The following is a 17,949-nucleotide window of genomic DNA, read 5'->3' as shown; positions in this document are numbered from 1 at the left end:
GCCCCCATCCCTCATACCTCTCCGCGACGGCACCACGCGAGGACACAGTGACGCATGACCATACACTAACCGAGCTCATCAACCTCGATGAACTGCGCGAACTTGCCAAGGCCTTTTCCGCGGCCACAGGCATTACCATCGGCATTGTGGACGTTGCCGGGACGGTGCTGGTGGAAACGGGCTGGCGGCGCATCTGCACGCAGTTTCACCGCGCCAATCCGGAAACAAGCACGCGCTGTACCGAAAGCGACAGTTACATTGCAACACGCCTTGGCGACGAACCCTACGTCGCCTACAAGTGCAAGAATGGAATCTGGGATGTCGCCGTCCCCATCATCATTGACGGCGTCCACCTGGCGTCCCTCTTCGTCGGACAATTTTTCTACGACACTGAAACCATTGACGAAGAGGCCTTCCGCAAGCAGGCGCAGGAGTTCGGCTTTGACGAGGCGGACTACATGGCCGCCCTTGCCGAGGTTCCCGTTTACAGCAAAGAGCAGGTGGAAAGCATTATGCGCTTTTCCACCCTGCTGGTGAATATGCTGTCCTCGCAGGGGCTGACCACCATCCGCCTCCAGAAGGAAATCGCGCGGCGCAAACAGACCGAAGACGAACTGGAAACCGAGCTGAATTTCATCCAGACCCTGCTGGATACCACGCCCGTGCCCATCTATTTCAAGACGACGGACGGCATCTACCGCAAATGCAACGCTGCGCTGGCGACATTGTATGGCATGGAGCAAGAGGACATCATCGGCTCGGCCATCTCCGAAATTACCCCCCAGCACTACGCCGATGTCTTTGAGGGCAAGGACGAAGAGCTCCTGCGCGAAGGCGGCGCCCAAACCTACGAGGCCCACCTTCCCGGCCCGGACGGCACGGACCGCGACGTTATCATCTCGCGCGCCATGGTCCACACCGACGGCCAGCCCGCAGGCATCATCGGCGTCATTCTGGACATGACGGAGCGCCTTGCGGCCCAGCGCGAGGCCCGGCGCCTACGCATCATCATGGACAACACCTTCAACTCCATGCCCTCGGCCCTTGTCATCGTCAGTCCCTCGGGCGCGGTGACAAGCTGGAACTCCGCGGCGGAGTCGCGCCTTGCCGTGCCGCCCGACGCCGCCAAGGGCCAGCAGTTTGTGGACATCTTCCCCAGCATGAACGAATACCAGCCCATGCTGGAAAGCGCCCTGCACAAGGGCGCCCCGTCACGCCAAACCAAAGTCAAACGCCTCGTGGGCGAGGACGTCTTCTACGAGGACATCACCGTCTTTCCCCTCAGCGGCGGCGAGTCCGCCGGGGCCGTTGTTCGCGTGGACGATGTGACCGAACGCGTGCGCATTGACAACATCATGATCCAAACAGAAAAAATGATGTCCGTCGGCGGGCTGGCTGCGGGCATGGCGCACGAAATTAACAATCCCCTCGGCATCATCATGCAGTGCATCCAAAATATGGAGCGCCGCCTGACCCCCACCCTGCCCGCCAACATCCGCGTGGCCGACCCCTTGGGCGTAGATCTCGCCGCCGTGGGCACCTACATGGAGCAGCGCGGCATTACGGGGTACATATCCGGCATCCGCGACGCCGCCACCCGCTCCGCGCGCATTGTGCGCAATATGCTGGACTTTAGCCGCAAGAGCGAATCCCACCGCGAAAAGACCGACGTCAACGCCCTGCTGGACCGCACGCTGGAGCTGGCCGCCAGCGACTACGACATGAAGAAAAGCTACGACTTCAAGCAAATCGCCATCGAAAAGGACTACGCCAGCGACCTGCCGCCGGTCTCCATGGTCCAGACGGAAATCGAGCAGGTTGTGCTCAACGTTCTGCGCAACGCCGCAGAAGCCATGTCGGAGCAGGGCATAACAGCAACATCCCGCATCACCCTGCGCACCCGGCGCGACACGGACGGTGTACGCATCGAAATAACAGACAACGGCCCCGGACTGGATGAAAAGACGCAAAAACGCATCTTTGAACCCTTCTTCACCACCAAAGCGCCGGGCATCGGCACCGGCCTTGGGCTGTCCGTGTCCTACTTTATCATCACCACCAACCATGGTGGCCTGTTCACCGTGGAGTCCTCGCCCGGACAGGGGGCCACCTTTATCATCCGCCTGCCCGTCGAGCCCTAGCCCAGAAAAAAGCGCCCCGGCTCATGAGAGCGGGGCGCTGTGCTGTTTTGCGGCTAGTCCTTTGTGCCGTGGCCGTTTTTTCGGCTCCACCACGACTGGTCCGGCCCAAGGAACCACCAATCGGAGTGGTCCGTTGTGCTGATTTTTTCGGCAAGCTGCTGCCCTTCCGGCGTACGCAGACGCTGGAGCGCCCCCTCCAGCCACTTGGTGGCGTAGGTATTGCCTAGGTCCGCCTGCTCCTTGAGATTCAGGATGAAATCAATCTGGTCCGCATCCTGCGCCAATTCGGCTTCCTTGGTTCCGGCGTCCTCCAGCTCCACCCACATGTTCAGCAGGCCTTCGGTCAGGCCGGTTCCGGCCGTGGCGTCGCGCAGGGCGTCGGTGCGGCGGGAATCATTATACATGCGGTTCACGTAGTTAAAGTCGCCGGTTCTGGCCTCGTGCAGGTCGTGGAACAGGCACAAAAGCGTGGTCCGCGCGGTGTCGGCCCCGGCCATTTCGGCAAGGACGTATCCCACAACAGCGGTGCGGAAGCTGTGCTCCGCCACATTTTCTTGCCCCGTGCCAAGGAACTGGTACCCCGTGCGCGGGGTTTTGCGGAGCATGCCGACCTCAAACAAAAAATCCGACAGCCGCTTCAGGCGGTCCATGTCCAGATTCTTCAGGGCCGGGGAATCATAGGTGTTCTCATCATCATGCATTGTCGTCTGCTCTGCCTTCGGACTACGAGCGGTAGTCCGCGTTGATGCTCACATACTCATGCGTCAGGTCCGAGGCGAGCAGTTCGCACGCCCCCTCCCCGTCGCCGAGGGAAATGGTTATGTCGATGTCGGGCTTCCGCAGGTGCGAGGCCAACAGGCTGTCAAAGTCCACATCCACGGGCTGTCCGGCGCGGAAGATGACCAGCCCGCCAATGGCGATGGTCACGTCCTCCGGCTGGAAGACCGCGCCGCAGCGGCCAAGGGCGGCAGCAATGCGGCCCCAGTTGGGGTCCTGCCCGAACATGGCGGTCTTCACAAGGGGGGAGTTGCCCACGGCTCGGGCGGCCATATCGGCCTCGGCGTCGGTCTTGGCGCCGCTGATGGTGATACGCACCACCTTGGTGCCGCCTTCGGCGTCCTGCACAATCATATACGCCAGCGAGCGACAGACCTCAGTCAGCGCCTCGGCAAAGGCCTCCTCGCCCACTGCATCCAGCGACACGCCGCTTGCGCCGTTGGCAAGGCCATAGACGGTGTCGTTGGTGCTGGTGTCGCCGTCCACGGTGACGCAGTTGAAGCTGCCGTCCACGGCGCGGCGCACAAGGCGGCGCCATACGGGGGTGTCCACCTCGGCGTCGGTGAGGATACAGCCGAGCATGGTCGCCATATTGGGGGAAATCATCCCCGCGCCCTTGCACAGGCCAAAGATGCGGACCGCGTTCTCCCCTTCGCCCACCGTAGCCCACGCCACCTTGGGGAAGGTGTCCGTGGTCATGATGGCCTTGGCGACCTCCACAGGGCCGACCTTGCCAAGGGCCTTGCCCAGCTTGGGCGTGGCCGCGCGCCACGTGTCCATGGCAAACTGCGCGCCGATAACGCCTGTGGATGCGGGCAGGATGGCGTCGGGCTTCAGTTTGGCGGCCTTGGCGGCAAGGGCGAGGGTTTCGCGGCAATTGGCAAGGCCTTCCTCACCCGTGCAGGCATTGGCCTGACCGGAATTCACAAGGATGGCGCGCGCCGTGTTCGATTCCGTCATGCGCTCGCGACCGATGAGCACGGGTGCGGCCTGAAAGCGGTTGGTGGTGAACACACCGGCCGAGGCGGCCGGAACATCGCTGACGATGAGGGCAAGGTCATCCCGTCCGGGCGTTTTAAAGCCCGCGGCGGTGGTGGCGCATCGAAATCCCTGAGGGAACTGCATGGTCGTCTCCGGTGGTGAGGGGTCGAGGGGGGATGCTGGTCCGCGGCGGCGCAGAGGGCCGCGCCGCCGGAACCGACGAAGGCGAAAGGCTCTCGCCCTCCGCCTTCTACGCCGTGGTCTGTCAGGACCGCTGTGCGGACCTAGCGGCCACAGCACTTCTTGTATTTTCGTCCACTGCCGCAGGGGCACGGGTCATTGCGGCCCACCTTGGGGGCGTCGCGCCGTACGGGCTTGGTCTTGGCCTCCGCGGCCTGATCGCCCGCACCGGCGTACTTGACGTCGGCCACCTGCTCCTTGTGCTGGAAATCGTCCTCCTGCACCTCGTTCTTGATGCGCAGGCGGCACAGGGCGCGCAGGGTGTTTTCCTTGATGCGCTCCAGCATATCCTGAAAGAGTTCGAAGCCTTCGCGCTTGTACTCCTGCTTGGGGTCCTTCTGGCCGTAGCCGCGCAGGCCAATGCCCTCGCGCAGGTGGTCCATGTTCAGCAGGTGTTCCTTCCAGCTGCGGTCAAGGTTGTCCAGCAGGAAGTAGCGGTAGATTTCCCAGTACATGTCCGGGGCGTCCACCTTCAGGCGCGCCAACTTGCCGTGCACGGTCTTGCGCGCATCATCAAGGGCCGGCATGGCGTCCTTGAGGTCGTCGGCGCGGCCAAGGTCAAAGACCTCCTCCAGCCGTCCGGCAACAAACTCCTGCGCGTCCTCATTGTCCGCATTCGCGGCCTCAAGCTCCGCGTACAGGCCTTCCAGCGTCTGGTCGATGAACTGGGTGACCATGGCCTCCAGCTCTTCCTGCCCGGCGGCCATAATGTCGCGGCGCTGGGAGTAGATGACCGTACGCTGCTGGTTCATGGTGTCGTCAAAATCAAGCAGCTGCTTACGAATATCAAAGTTGTGGCCTTCCACGCGGCGCTGGGCGTTCTCGATAGCGCGGGAGACCATCTTGTTTTCAATGGCCTCGTCGTCCTGCAGGCCCAGACGGTCCATGACGCCGGACAGCTTGTCCGAGCCGAACAGGCGCATCAGCTCGTCGTCAAGGGCGAGGTAGAAACGGGTAGAACCCGGGTCGCCCTGACGGCCAGCGCGGCCACGCAGCTGGTTGTCGATACGGCGGGACTCATGACGCTCCGTACCAAGGATATGCAGACCGCCAAGCTCCTTGACGCCCTCGCCCAGCACAATGTCGGTACCACGGCCAGCCATGTTGGTGGCGATGGTCACTTTGCCCTGCTGTCCGGCCTCGGCCACGATTTCAGCTTCCTGCTCGTGGTGCTTGGCGTTGAGCACGCTGTGCGGGACGCGCTTCTTTTTCAGCAGCGTACCCAGCAGCTCGGACTTTTCGATGCTGGTGGTACCAACGAGAACGGGGCGACCCTCTTGGTGCAGCTCCGCGACCTCGGTGGCGATGGCCTTGTACTTGGCTTCCTGATCCTTATAGATGACGTCGGGATGGTCCTTACGCACCATGGGACGGTGTGTAGGAATGACGGAGACGTCCAGATCGTAAATCTGCTTGAACTCCACGGCCTCGGTGTCTGCCGTACCGGTCATGCCCGCCAGCTTGTCGTACATGCGGAAATAGTTCTGGAAGGTGATGGAGGCCAGCGTCTGGTTCTCGGCCTCGACCTTGACGCCTTCCTTGGCTTCCAGGGCCTGATGCAGGCCGTCGGAGAAGCGGCGGCCGGGCATGAGACGGCCCGTGAATTCGTCAACGATGACCACCTGGCCTTCCTTGACCACGTAGGCGTCGTCGCGGCGGAAGAGCTTGTGCGCCTTCAGGGCCTGCAGCACATGGTGCTGGTAGGTGATATTGGCCGGGTCGTAGAGGTTGTCCAGCCCCAGAATTTCCTCACAGCGGGCCACGCCTTCGTCGGTGAGGGAGACGGACCGGGCCTTTTCGTCCACGGTAAAGTCGCGCTCGGCCGTAAGCTTGGCGACGATGTCGTTCATCTGGGCGTACATGCCGACGGCTGTCTCGGCCTGACCGGAAATGATCAGCGGCGTCCGCGCTTCGTCGATGAGGATGGAGTCCACTTCGTCAACGATGGCGAAGTTCAGTTCGCGCTGAACCAGTTGGTCCAGATAGAACTTCATGTTGTCGCGCAGGTAGTCGAAGCCGAATTCGTTATTGGTACCGTAGGTGATGTCCGCGCCGTAGGCGGCCTTGCGTTCCTCGTCGGTCATTCCGTGGAGGACAGTGCCCCACGACAGGCCGAGGAAGTTGTAGATGTTGCCCATCCACTCGGCGTCACGCCGGGCGAGGTAGTCGTTGACGGTAACAACGTGCACGCCCTTGCCGGACAGCGCGTTGAGCACCACGGGCAGGGTCGCCACAAGGGTTTTCCCCTCACCGGTGCGCATCTCGGCGATGCGGCCCTGATGGAGCACCGCGCCGCCGATGAGCTGCACATCAAAGTGGCGCATCTCCATAGTGCGGCGTCCGGCCTCGCGGACATAGGCGAAGACCTCGGGGAGCATGTCGTCCAGACTGCGGCCGTTTGCGGCCTGCTGGCGGAACTCCGCGATGTGGGTGGGGAACTCGGCGTCACCAAGCGCCCGCACCTTGTCTTCAAAGCTGTTCACGCGGTCCACAATGGGGGTGAGCTGCTTGAGGAAGCGTTCGTTCTTGGTTCCGAAAAGTTTGCGGCCAATGGCACCGAGCATAGAGTTCTCCTAAATGTATGAGTAGCCGCGCCCCGCAGGGCGGGCCTTATTGACGAAAAGTGACGGCATCCAGCCAGTGGATGACGTCCACGCCGTCCGGCGCGCTGGCGGCAAGCTGCGTCACACAGCCGCTACAGCCCGTGAGCACCGTGGGCGGAGCCTCTCCGGCAAGGTCCTGCCAGCACGCGTCCGCCACCGTGGCGGACAGGTCCGGGGCGGCAAGCTGAAGCACACCGCCCATGCCGCAGCACTGCGGCCGGTCCGGGCGGTGCAACCGCCCGTCTGTAACCGCGTCAAGCAGTGCGGCGTCCGGGTCATCCTGCGGCGCATGGCAGGGCCGGTGATAGGCCACACGCCGGGGGGCGTCGTCCGTCTCCCGAAACACGGCTCCGGCAAGGAGCGCGCTCAGGGGGGTGACGGCCCCAGAAAAGTTCCGCGCCTCGTCCTCACTGTCAAAGAGGGAGGCGTCCGCCGCATAGGCGGCGAGTCCGGCGTGGCAACTGGCGCAAAAGGTAACCACGAGGGGTCGCCCGGCCTTGCGCCACTGCGAGACATTGCGCCGGCGCGCGGCCTGCATGGCATCCGGCAATCCGGCGTGGCCAAGGGTGGCGCCGCAGCAGTCCCAGCGCGGCATATGCGCCGCATCCACGCCTGCAAACCTCAGTAGCTTCTCCGCCGTCGCCGTCCACGACCGGCGCACCGAAGCGGCCAAACATCCCGGGAAAAGTACGGCCTTATCGCCCGGAGCGCAAGCCGGGGGCGTTTCGGGCACAATCCATGGCGTTACAGCGCCCGTGGTCCCCATGGCGGCAAGGCGGTCCACAGCGCGGCCCACCTGCCCCTGCCGGGGCGATTCGCCGCGTCCAAGCAGCGCGCCAAGGCCGCCGGCAGCAGGCCATGTCAGCCGCGCCGAGCCGACCCACGCCTTCCACAGCCACCGGGCAAAGCCGGGATGCGCGGCGCGCACGCGGGCCACAGCGGCAGGGACGTCCACATCCTGCGGACAGGCCCGGGCGCAGCGCCCACAGGTCAGGCACATGCCAGCAAGGCGGGCGGCGTCCTTTTCCGTGAGGGTTTCCGGGGCCTCGGCAAGGCGATCCAGCAGGAGCATTTTGCCCCGTGGGCCAAGCTCTTCCCGGCCCGTGGCCGCCACAAGGGGGCAAACCTCAAGGCAGCGCCCGCACTGGATGCACTGCGCCTGACATGCGCCGGTGGTGGATGATGGTAGTGTGGATGTCTTCATGCGGTGGGAGTTCCTTGCGCCGCCGCGTCATATGGCAGCGGAAAAACGCGGCAGCAGCGCAAGAGAAGACAATACGTCCGCACCGGGCTCCAGTCAATGCGGCGCCCCGCAGCAAAACCGAATTCGCTGGACTTCCACATGCCGGGCCGATAGACAACGGCAAACCGCAACACATCCCACAAACCCGTCGCAAGAGGACCTCGAATGCCGTCTCGTCCTACCACGGGCACCCTCGTGCCCTACATCGTTCTTTTCGCCGCCATTCTCCTCTGGAGTAGCTCCTTTGTCGCCATGAAGGTCGTCCTCCAGTACTTTGACCCCTACGTCATGATTTTTGGCCGTCTCACCGTAGCCAGCATCGCCCTCGCCCCATTCTACAAACTTCTGCGCACCGTGCGCTACCAGCCCGGCGACTGGAAGACCCTTGGCTTTATGGCCCTGTGCGAGCCGTGCCTGTACTTTGTCTTTGAGTCCAACGCGCTGCAGTACACCTCCGCCTCGCAGGCGGGCATGGTGACGGCCACACTGCCCCTGCTTGTGGCGGTGACCGCTGTGCCCCTGCTGGGGGAGACCATTTCGCGGTCCATGATGATTGGCTTTTGCATGGCGATGGGCGGCGTTATCTGGCTGAGCCTGTCCGGCACCGCCACGGAAAGCGCGCCGAATCCCATCCTTGGCAACGCGCTGGAGGGCCTCGCCATGTGCGCGGCCACGGGCTACATCATTTCGCTGAAAAAGCTGTCGTATCGGTATTCGCCGCACTTTTTGACGGCGTTTCAGGCGGTGGCGGGCGCGGTGTTCTTTTTCCCGCTGCTCTTTTTGCCGGGGACGCAGCTGCCCACCAGCTTCCCCATGGAGCCGGTTTTGGCCATTGTCTACCTTGGCGTGTGCGTTTCCCTTGGCGGGTACGGCATGCACAACTACGCCGTGAGTAAAATTCCGGCCAGCAAGACCACGGCCTTTATCAATCTCATTCCGGTGTTCACGGTCATTATGGGCTGGGTTATTCTAGGCGAGCGGCTGAACCCGCAGCAGATGGCGGCGTCCGTTCTGGTCCTGTGCGGCGTGCTTATGAGTCAGTACGCGAAGCGGCGCTAACAGCGCCGCGCGCGGCCTGCACGTCCGCCGGAGACACCATCTCCAGCAGGACCAGCACTTCCTCAAAGGGCAGCTCGCACCGCGTTCCGGAGCAATACTCCTTGGCCTTGCGAAGGTTTGCCTCGGTGAGTTTGCCCATGCGCACCAGCCACTGCGCCACCGAGCACTGCTCGCGGCACTGCCGGCGCTCCGCCACGGTTCCGGCTTCCTCGCGCAACTCCTCCATGCGTTGCCTGAGCGCACTGTGGCGCTGGTCAAGGCACTCGCGCTCGCGAAGCAGACCATCGCGGCGGTGCTCAAGGCGCATGCGCTCCAGCTCCACCATGTGCACCACTCGCTGGTAATCGCGCCGCATGCGCGACACAAACAGCGCCCAGCCCGAACCGAGGAAAAGCAACAGACCGGCGGTCACCAGCAAGCTCATGCAGCGCCCCCGGTCTGTTCCAGCGCCTTTTCGCGCTCCGCATTACGGATGATTTCCCGCTCGCACTCAAGAACGTCGCGCTCCAGCTTGGTCACGGCCTCGCGGCGCTGCGACACACTCTCCCCAAGGTGCGTCACATCGTCCTGCAACCGTTCCACAACGCTGCGTGCCTCGTTCAGGCGCCGCAGGCACTCGCTGCGTACGCTCACCGCATGGGCGGCGCACAGGGCCACCCCTCCGGCAATCACCGCTGCGCAAAGCAACTGTTCCATACTCCCTCCCGGATGATTCAAATCCGCGCAATGGTATAGAACAGCCATAGAAGAATCAATACAGTCACGAAAACGACAGAGTACGTATTACAGCGCATGCAAATGCCGCGCTTTTCACTTCCCGGCCACCTTCTTTTTGGCCAACTCCATATCATACGACGACACGATATCGAGCATTATCAGTACTTCTTCTAAGTCATACGGACTTTGCGAGCCTTCCTTGAAGTCCTGCGCCTTTTGCAGGTCCTCCTGCCGCATCTTGCCCGCCTGCATCAGGTAGCCGATGGCGGAATCGTACTCTACGGCGGATTCGCTAAAGGACGTCAGCCCGTGCTGCGCCTGCACAATGGCAATCTGTTCGGCCTTGAGTTCGTCTTCACGCTCCTGCAGAACGTCGCGCTCGGCCAGCATGCTTTCCAGTTCATCGTCCAGCTTTTGCACCTCGTACTCCAGCTTGCGGATCATATCCGTATAGCCTTTGGTCATGCGTGCGTAATAGGCCGGACCTATCATAAGGAACAGCAAAACAAGGATGGAGATGTAGATGACCGTCATGGGCAACACTCCATGGGCGGGGCGCTCTTAGCGGCGGGATGTGGCCTTGGCATTTTGCACCTCTTCGGGGCTGACAATCTCCAAGAGAACGAGCACTTCCTCAATGCTCGCTTCGCTGCCCGACTTGGCGCGGAATTCCTCGGCTCGGTCAATGTCCTCCTGCGATACGCGGCCCATGGACTCCAGAACAGACAGGGCGGTGCGCTCCTCGCCTGCGGCGGCCTCCTCGGCCAGACGGCGCTTTTCCCGTTCGTGCTCAAGGCGCAGGGTCTCCAAATGCCGCTCCAGCAGCTTCACATTCTCCTTACGGATGGCGATGTCGTTCTGCGCGTCGCCCATATCGATTTCCTTGCGGCGGCGCTGCACGCGCAGCCGCTGGATGGTCTCGATATATTTTTCGCGCACGCCGCGCACATACAGCGCAAAGATCACGGCGAACACAAAAATGACGCCAGCAAGAATGAAAAACGGCATCCATCCCTCCCTAGCCATAGCGGAAACGGACTTCTCGTATCATCCAATAATTACGTGAATTCACGAAGACGGGCAACCCGGGCGCGGCCTCCGGCGCGCAGTGCTGTGCGCGCGGCGCCGGGGCGGGCGGGCAAAAACGGCAAACGGGCCGCCCCATCGCCACGGATGGAACGGCCCGTTCACAGAAAAAACCTGCAAAAACAGGTCAGTAGGCTTTGCCGGGATTCAGAATGCCGTTGGGGTCGAAGCTGGCCTTGATGCTGCGCATCAGGCGGCGCTCCGCCGCGCCAATCTGCTCGTCAAAGTACGGATACTTGGTCAGCCCCACGCCGTGCTCGCCGGACATGGTGCCGCCAGCGCCCAGCACGACGCCCAGCACCTCGCGCTTGAGGGCTGTGGCGCGCTCCAGCTCTCCGCCCGCCTTGTCGTACATGATGTTCACGTGGATATTGCCGTCGCCAAGGTGCCCAAAGGTGAGCACGGTCAGCCCGTGCCGCCCCGCGGCCTCGCGGATGCCCGCAATGGCGCGCGCCACCTCGCCGCGCGGCACGGTGACGTCGTCGCTCATCTTGTCCGGAGCCACGCGGAACGACGCTGGATTGATGAGGCGGCGCACCTCCCACAGCCCTTCCTCGGCCGCGCCCTGCCCGGCCTCCAAAAAGGCGGGGGACTCGGCGCCAAGGGCCGCCTCAAGGCGCGCCAACTCGCCGGACAAGGACTCCTCGGAGCCATCAATTTGCAGCAGCAGTGCGGCCTGCGTGCCCTTGGGCCACGGGGGCACCGTCACGTGCTCCAGCGCGGCCAGCACCTCAGCGGCCATAAATTCCATGGCCACGGGCAATATGCCCGCCCGAAACACCGCAGCCGCGGCCTCCAGCGCCTGTTCGAGGCTGGCAAAGCCCACCAGCACCGATGCCGTGGCCTGCGGCCGGGGCAGAAGCTTGAGCGTCACCTCCGTCAGGCATCCAAGGGTCCCCTCCGCGCCGACAAAGAGCCGCGTCAGGTCAAGGCCCACCACATTCTTATGGCAGCGCCCGCCCATGCGGATAACCTCGCCGCCGGGGATGACGGCCTGAAGCCCCAGCACATACTCGCGGGTGACGCCGTACTTCACGGCGCGCATCCCCCCGGCATTGGTGGAGACGTTGCCGCCAATGGTGGAAATGCGCACGCTGGCCGGGTCCGGCGGATAAAAGAGTCCTTTGGCCGCGCAGGCGCGCTGCACGTCCGCCGTCACGGCTCCCGGTTCCACCACGGCCACAAAGTCGCGCTCCGAAATGTCGATAATGCGGTTCATGCGCAGGGTAGAGACCACCACGCCGCCGCCCTGCGGCACACACGCGCCCACAACATTGGTCCCGCGGGAGCGGAAAAACAGCGGCACACGCTCCGCATCGGCCCAGCGCAACAGTTCCCGCACCTGCTCCCGCCCTTCCGGACGCACAACAGCCCATGGCTGGTGGAACAGGCGGCTGGAGTCGCCGCCAAAGGCGCAGGTTTCCTCAGGCGACAGCGCGCAGGCGTCGCCGGGGAACAGACCGGTCAGAAAACGGCTTTGGGCCGATGTGAGCATGAAAAACCTCCTCCAACAGAGAGCGCCCTCTTCGCGGGCGCGGCACAATCAGTGTACGAAGCGCCGGGCGCGGGGGCAACCACGCTACAGCACATGAAAAAAGCCGCACGGGGCGGCTTTATATTGGTGTCGTCCTCGCGGGCGGGCTACTTGTAGCGCGCCACTTCGCGGGCGGTGTCCCGCGCGATGTCGCGCTTTTTGATGTCGTCGCGGCGGTCGTAGGTCTTTTTACCCCGTCCGAGGGCAATCTCCACCTTCACCTTGCCGCGCTTGAGGTACATCTTCAGCGGCACCACGGACAGGCCCTTCTGGTCCACCTTGGCGGACAGGGCGTCGATTTCGCGGCGGTGCAGCAGCAGCTTGCGCTCGCGCTCCGGCTCGTGGCCGGTATGCACAGCGTTCTCATACGGCGCAATGTGCACGCCAATGAGGATAGCCTCGCCGTCCATAATGCGGACGTAGCCGTCCTTGAAGTTCACGCGGCCAGCGCGCAGGGATTTGACTTCCGAGCCCATGAGGGAAATGCCCGCCTCGAAGGTATCGAGGATTTCATAGTTGCGTCGGGCGTTCTTGTTCTGGGCGATAATCTTGATGCCGGATGGTGCTGGTTTTGCCATATGTCTATATCGATTCGTCCGCGTCGAGCAATGACGAGTAGAATGTGAGTTCTTCCGGGAAACGCTGGAAGATGGAATCCATGACCAGATGATTGATCTTGGTCACGGTGCGGCAGTCCAATATACGGCGCAGCAGTTCCTTGCATTCGTCCAGCGTGGTTTGCCTGATGATGCGCTTGATGCCCGGGATGGCCTGCGGGTTCATGCTCATGGAATCAATCTGCATGCCGAGCAAAATGGGAACGCAGAAGGGGTCCGAGGCCACCTCGCCGCACAGGCTGACCTCAATGCCGCTTTGGTGCGCGGCGTCCACCACAAGCTTAATGGAGCGCAGCACAGCCGGGTGCAGCGGCTGGTAGAGGTACGACACGTCCTTGTTGGTCCGGTCGATGCCAAGGGAATACTGGATGAGGTCGTTGGTGCCAATGGAGAAGAAGTCCACTTCCTGCGCCAGCAGTTCGGCGGTCATCACGGCCGAGGGCAGTTCAATCATGATGCCCACGGGAACATTCTCGGCAAAGGGCACGCCCTCGCGCCGCAGGTCGGCCTTGACCTCGTAGAGGACCTTGTTCGCCTCGCGCAGTTCCCGTAGCCCCGAAATCATGGGGTACATCATGGCGCAGTTGCCTTCCAGACAGGCGCGCAAAATGGCGCGCAGCTGGGTCTTGAACATCTCGCGGTGCTTCAGGCAGTAGCGGATGGACCGCAGACCAAGGGCGGGATTGCGCTCCTGCGACTGGGCGTACTGGGTCATGTTCTTGTCCGACCCAAGGTCCAGCGTGCGGTAGGTGACCTTGCGCCCGTCCATGATAAGGGCGAGGTCGCGGTATTCCTCGTACAGTTCCTCCTCCGTGGGGAGGGTTTTGCGGTTCATGTACGAGTATTCCGTGCGGTAGAGGCCGATGCCGTCGCCGCCGTGGTCGAGCACGGCGGCAACTTCCTCAAAAAGTTCAATATTCGCATTCACCTGCACGCGGTAGCCGTCGGTGGTCTCGCCGGGCAGATGGCAGTTGCTGTGGATGCTCTTTTCGTAGGTCTCAAAGCGGCTTTGCAGGTCGGAATAGAACGTAATTTCGCTCTCGTCCGGCTCCACAAGAATGCGGCCCTTGAGCGCGTCGATAATAATAAACGCGCCGTCCTGCACGCTCTCCTCCAGCCCGCTGACGCCAACGATGGCCGGAATCTGCAGGGAGCGGGCAAGGATGCCCGTGTGGGAGGTCTTGCCGCCCTCGGTGGTGGTGAAGGCCATAATCTTGTCCACTTCCAGCCCGGCGGTGTCCGACGGGGCAAGGTCGTGAGCGAGCAGGATAACCCGGCCCTCAATGGCCCGAAGCTCCGTGGACAGGCCCATCAGCTTGGAGAGCACCCGGTCCGCCATAAGGCGGACATCCTGAATGCGTTCGCGAATGTAGTCGTCCTTGATGGTGGAGAAGGCCTGCTCCATGTCCTTCACGGCCTTGAGCAGCGCCCACTCGGCATTGATGCGCATGTCCTCAATGTAGAACTTGGCCGTCTTGGCGAGCTTGGGGTCGCGCAGGATGGTGATGTGCGAGTCAATGAGCAGGGCATGGTCGCGCAACTCGGCGGGCAGGCCTTCGCGCACATCGGAAAGGTCCGCCGCGGCCTGCGCAATGGCTTCATCAAGGCGCGACACCTCGTCGGCGACAATGGCCGACGCGATGGACTGGCGCGGGATGGTGCCATGCAGCCTGCGGTTCATGAAGAAGGCCTTGCCAATGGCAATGCCCGAAGAGACCGGAATGCCGGTGATGACCTTTTGGGCCACTATTTATCCTCGCCGAATCGCGTCTGGAACAGTTCTGTCAGCGTCTTCAGTGCCTCTGCGGCGTCGTGGCCGTTAGCACGGACGACAAGGTCGCACCCCTGCGGCGCGGCCAGCGTCAGGATGTCGAGGATGCTTTTGGCATCCACTTCCTGTTCATCCATGGTGAGCGTGATCTCGGCGGCGAACCGCTGCGCCTCCTGAGCAAGGCGCGCTGCGGGACGGGCATGCAAGCCCAGTTCATTTCGCACGCAGACTTCGGCGCTTTGGTAGCCCTCGGCGTCTTCTTCCGGTTCGATCACGATATCCTCCAATATATCATCACCCGTACGGGGGTGCTGTCGTCACAGGCATGTGCTGCGTATTCAGGTAAAGAGACCGGCGACCAAGCGCTCCAGCCAAGGATACCCAAGGTATCCGGCCACAAGAAGCGCAAGAATCACCTCGCGGGACAGTCCGGCGGTGAACACCACCCCGGCCAACCCGCCAAGGGCCAGCACGGCGGCCAGCCATTCGTACCAGAGGAACGGCTCCGGCCACGCAAGGCCCCACACCAGCACCACAAGTGCGGCGTTGCAAACCTTGACGCGCTGGCCCCAGTTGATGAGGTCCCACCGCTTGAGGGTGGGAACAAACTGGAGCCCCTGCCTGAACCCTTCAAGGAAGGTGTATGCCTTGAACGCCTGAAGCGCCGCAAAACACACCACCCCTACTATCATGGCCAGCCAGCCATATCCAGCGGCCCACAGTAAAAATGTCACCAGCGACCACAGCACCAGCACGCTGCCGCCAAAAAACGAATCCCCAATGGCGGACAGGGCATAAATGGTGGTGCCCCGCAGGCTGTCAAAGGCCTCCGGCGCAAGGAGACCGCGTGAAATCTTCACCTCCACCCCAAGGAACACGCCAACGAGCAGCGGCGTCCAAAACGGGTGGGTGTTGTAGTGCCCCACATAGCGGCGGCGGGCTTGGCGAAGCGGCTCTCCGCCGCCGTACAGCGCCCGCAGTCCGGGGTCCATGGCATTGGCGAGGCCGATGTTCTGCATGCCACGCGTGTTGAACCCCGCGCCGACCAGCAGCGTGCGCACAAAGCAGGCGTGCAGGACCCGGGCCGAAGGAAACGTCTGCCGCTTCCCCGCACCGCGCTGCGCCTGTTTTCCGCGCTGCTCCATCTGCCCCTCAGCCATTGCCTTCCCCTACGCTGTGGATTCGTCGCCCTGCGCCGCCGGTCCCTCACCGGTCATCAGCGCGTACACATCCTTGGTGGACCATCCCGCCATGCGCTCGGCCACGCGGCGCGCCACCTGACGGGGCTTGCCGCCTGCGCGGCGCTCTTCCTCAATGGCGGCGAGGACGGCCTCGCGGCCCGCTTCCGCCTCCTCGGCTGGCGGGCCAATCACAACGGTAAATTCCCCAAGAAGCGGCACATCCAGTGCCGTCAGGGCGTCCAGCCGTCCATGTATAAATTCCTCATGCGTCTTGGTCAATTCCCGCGCAACGCACACCTCGCGCGGACCAAGGGCGTCATGGGCGGCCTGAAGCGTCTCCATGAGGCGGTTTTTGCGCTCAAAGAAAATCAGCGTCGCCCCGGTCTGGGCATGGGCGGCAAAAAATTTGTGCCGGTCTCCGGCCTTGCGCGGCGGAAAGCCAAGAAATGTAAATGGCAGTGGCGGCAGGCCGCAGGCGCTCAGCGCCGTGAGCGGCGCGCTGGGGCCAGGCACGGGCACCACGGTGATGCCCCGCTCGCGGCAGGCGCGTACCAACGTAAAGCCGGGGTCGGACAAAAGCGGCGTGCCCGCATCGGACACCATGGCCACGCTCTGCCCGGCCTCAAGGGCCTCAACCACGCGCGCGGTGCGCTTCTCCTCGTTGTGCTCGTGAAAGCTCACAAAGCCGTGCGAGGGGATGCCGAGGCGCTGGAAGAGCTGCCCGGTGCGGCGGGTATCCTCGGCCAGCACCATATCCGCGGCGGCGAGAATGCGGCGCGCCCGCGGCGACAGGTCGTCGGCGTTGCCAAGAGGGGTCGCCACCACGTACAGCGCGGCGTCCAATTCTGTATTCTGTGCAGTTTCATCAGTCATGGCTATCAGATGGGCACGCAGCGGCGCCGGAGGTTTGCTCTTTCTCTACGCACTTTCGCCGCCGGGCACAACAGGGGGGCGTCACCACGGCTGCCATCCGCTCCCCGCGGACAGCTCAAAGGCGTTTTCGTAATGGGTGATGCGCGGGGCCTCGCCCTCGGCGTCGCGGAGGATGGTCACCACATCAAAGCGGCACGGCACATCCCAGCTGCCCGTCCGGGTCAGGTACTCCGCCGCCGCGCGCGACAGGCGCTGACGCTTGCCCGCGGTAACGGCCCCGGCAGGGTCGGCTTGTGCGCTGCCGGTCCGGGTTTTCACTTCCACAAAGACGATGGTGCCCTTCCGGGAGCAAATGAGGTCCAGCTCACCGCCGCGGCAGCGCCAGTTGCGCTCCAGCACGCGGTAGCCGCGCTTTTGCAGATAGTCGGACGCAGCGCTTTCGCCGCGCCTGCCAAGGCTTAGATGCCAGGCAGACACAGGGATTCCTGCTTCGGCTTCTCGTCCGGGCGCACGCCCCTGAAGGTGAGACGGTGCATGCGGCACGGCCCAAGGCGGCGGATGGCCTCCAGATGAACCTTGGTGCCGTAGCCCTTGTGCTCGGCAAAGCCGTAGCCGGGATAGCGGCGGTCCAGCGAGGTCATGAGCCGGTCGCGGAAGGTTTTGGCAAGGATGGACGCGGCGGAGATGGCCGCGACCTTGCCGTCGCCCCCAACAACGGAACTCTGGGGAATATCAAGAGGGACGGACTGGTTGCCGTCAATGGCGAGGTACACGGGCTGCACCTTCATGGCGGTCACGGCCCGGCACATGGACGTCAGGGTAGAGCGCAGGATGTTGATGCGGTCGATTTCCACCGGCCACCCAACACCAATACCCCACGCCACGGCTTGCGCCTTGACACGGGGTTCAAGCATGGACCGCTTCTTCTCGGTCAGCTTTTTCGAGTCCGTCAATCCGGGGAGGTCAAATTCCTCCGGCAGGATGACGGCGGCGGCGACAACGGGACCGGCGAGGCAGCCTCGGCCAGCTTCGTCTACACCAGCAAATGGCCGGGGATAGGAATCCCCGGCCATTGTCTCACATGCAAGCAACGGCATGGACAACGTCTCCTGCCGTCTGCGTCGCC

General features: G+C 63.2%; 18 protein-coding genes. 2 read left to right on the top strand and 16 right to left on the bottom strand.

The genetic code is table 11. The features are described from left to right. Positions 1-47 precede the first annotated feature (47 nt). Complete coding sequence (locus tag ACYQ2T_RS12525; protein WP_459900978.1) at positions 48-2,141, top strand: PocR ligand-binding domain-containing protein; 2,094 nt, start codon at positions 48-50, stop codon at positions 2,139-2,141. Positions 2,142-2,194: 53 nt separating this feature from the next. Here ACYQ2T_RS12525 and ACYQ2T_RS12520 read toward each other — a convergent pair whose 3' ends face one another. The 4 genes from ACYQ2T_RS12520 to ACYQ2T_RS12505 form a co-directional block, all read right to left on the bottom strand. Then, positions 2,195-2,842 carry an HD domain-containing protein gene (locus ACYQ2T_RS12520; RefSeq protein ID WP_459900976.1) on the bottom strand — a complete coding sequence of 216 codons (648 nt, stop codon included), beginning with the start codon at positions 2,840-2,842 and terminating at the stop codon, positions 2,195-2,197. A 22-nt stretch (positions 2,843-2,864) separates the two neighbouring features. Then, positions 2,865-4,043, bottom strand: coding sequence for a bifunctional glutamate N-acetyltransferase/amino-acid acetyltransferase ArgJ (gene argJ, locus ACYQ2T_RS12515; RefSeq protein WP_459900974.1), 1,179 nt, complete (start codon positions 4,041-4,043; stop codon positions 2,865-2,867). Between the two features lie 140 nt (positions 4,044-4,183). Further along, on the bottom strand, positions 4,184-6,703 hold the full coding sequence (gene secA / locus ACYQ2T_RS12510; protein ID WP_459900972.1) for a preprotein translocase subunit SecA: 2,520 nt from the start codon (positions 6,701-6,703) through the stop codon (positions 4,184-4,186). Positions 6,704-6,749: 46 nt separating this feature from the next. Continuing rightward, a complete protein-coding gene (locus ACYQ2T_RS12505) occupies positions 6,750-7,946 on the bottom strand; it encodes a (Fe-S)-binding protein (RefSeq protein ID WP_459900970.1) in 1,197 nt (398 codons plus the stop codon). Between the two features lie 204 nt (positions 7,947-8,150). On the opposite strand from ACYQ2T_RS12505, the gene ACYQ2T_RS12500 reads away from it, so the two are divergent. Beyond that, positions 8,151-9,044, top strand: coding sequence for a DMT family transporter (locus tag ACYQ2T_RS12500; RefSeq protein WP_459900968.1), 894 nt, complete (start codon positions 8,151-8,153; stop codon positions 9,042-9,044). Here ACYQ2T_RS12500 and ACYQ2T_RS12495 read toward each other — a convergent pair. From ACYQ2T_RS12495 to ACYQ2T_RS12440, 12 genes are all read right to left on the bottom strand, one after another. Next, positions 9,016-9,468, bottom strand: a complete 453-nt coding sequence (locus ACYQ2T_RS12495) for a hypothetical protein (protein WP_459900966.1) — start codon at positions 9,466-9,468, stop codon at positions 9,016-9,018. The two genes, ACYQ2T_RS12500 and ACYQ2T_RS12495, sit on opposite strands and share 29 nt — an antisense overlap. Continuing rightward, complete coding sequence (locus tag ACYQ2T_RS12490; protein ID WP_459900965.1) at positions 9,465-9,740, bottom strand: hypothetical protein; 276 nt, start codon at positions 9,738-9,740, stop codon at positions 9,465-9,467. Before ACYQ2T_RS12490 ends, ACYQ2T_RS12495 begins: the two co-directional genes overlap by 4 nt. A 114-nt stretch (positions 9,741-9,854) precedes the next feature. Then, positions 9,855-10,295, bottom strand: coding sequence for a hypothetical protein (locus tag ACYQ2T_RS12485; protein WP_459900963.1), 441 nt, complete (start codon positions 10,293-10,295; stop codon positions 9,855-9,857). A gap of 27 nt (positions 10,296-10,322) precedes the next feature. Then, positions 10,323-10,769 (bottom strand): hypothetical protein, encoded by a 447-nt coding sequence (locus ACYQ2T_RS12480; RefSeq protein WP_459900961.1) that lies wholly within the window; start codon positions 10,767-10,769, stop codon positions 10,323-10,325. Between the two features lie 205 nt (positions 10,770-10,974). After that, entirely contained in the window at positions 10,975-12,342 is a 1,368-nt protein-coding gene (locus ACYQ2T_RS12475; protein ID WP_459900959.1) for an FAD-binding oxidoreductase, read from the bottom strand. A gap of 146 nt (positions 12,343-12,488) precedes the next feature. Beyond that, positions 12,489-12,959, bottom strand: a complete 471-nt coding sequence (gene smpB, locus ACYQ2T_RS12470) for an SsrA-binding protein SmpB (protein ID WP_404843479.1) — start codon at positions 12,957-12,959, stop codon at positions 12,489-12,491. Positions 12,960-12,963: 4 nt separating this feature from the next. Next, a complete protein-coding gene (ptsP, locus tag ACYQ2T_RS12465; RefSeq protein ID WP_404843480.1) occupies positions 12,964-14,745 on the bottom strand; it encodes a phosphoenolpyruvate--protein phosphotransferase in 1,782 nt (593 codons plus the stop codon). After that, positions 14,745-15,044, bottom strand: coding sequence for an HPr family phosphocarrier protein (locus tag ACYQ2T_RS12460; protein WP_459900956.1), 300 nt, complete (start codon positions 15,042-15,044; stop codon positions 14,745-14,747). Before ACYQ2T_RS12460 ends, ptsP begins: the two co-directional genes overlap by 1 nt. Before the next feature lie 63 nt (positions 15,045-15,107). After that, complete coding sequence (locus ACYQ2T_RS12455; RefSeq protein WP_459900954.1) at positions 15,108-15,929, bottom strand: PTS system mannose/fructose/sorbose family transporter subunit IID; 822 nt, start codon at positions 15,927-15,929, stop codon at positions 15,108-15,110. Between the two features lie 9 nt (positions 15,930-15,938). After that, a complete protein-coding gene (gene rsmI, locus ACYQ2T_RS12450) occupies positions 15,939-16,823 on the bottom strand; it encodes a 16S rRNA (cytidine(1402)-2'-O)-methyltransferase (RefSeq protein ID WP_459900952.1) in 885 nt (294 codons plus the stop codon). Between the two features lie 81 nt (positions 16,824-16,904). Further along, on the bottom strand, positions 16,905-17,300 hold the full coding sequence (locus ACYQ2T_RS12445) for a YraN family protein (protein ID WP_459900951.1): 396 nt from the start codon (positions 17,298-17,300) through the stop codon (positions 16,905-16,907). Continuing rightward, on the bottom strand, positions 17,282-17,920 hold the full coding sequence (locus ACYQ2T_RS12440; protein ID WP_404843485.1) for a ribonuclease HII: 639 nt from the start codon (positions 17,918-17,920) through the stop codon (positions 17,282-17,284). The genes ACYQ2T_RS12445 and ACYQ2T_RS12440 overlap by 19 nt, the downstream gene beginning before the upstream one ends. Positions 17,921-17,949: the final 29 nt, after the last annotated feature.

This window comes from Desulfobaculum senezii, from assembly GCF_054657395.1.
Note: the sequence above shows the minus strand (reverse complement) of the source record. Positions and strands in the feature narration are given on the sequence as shown.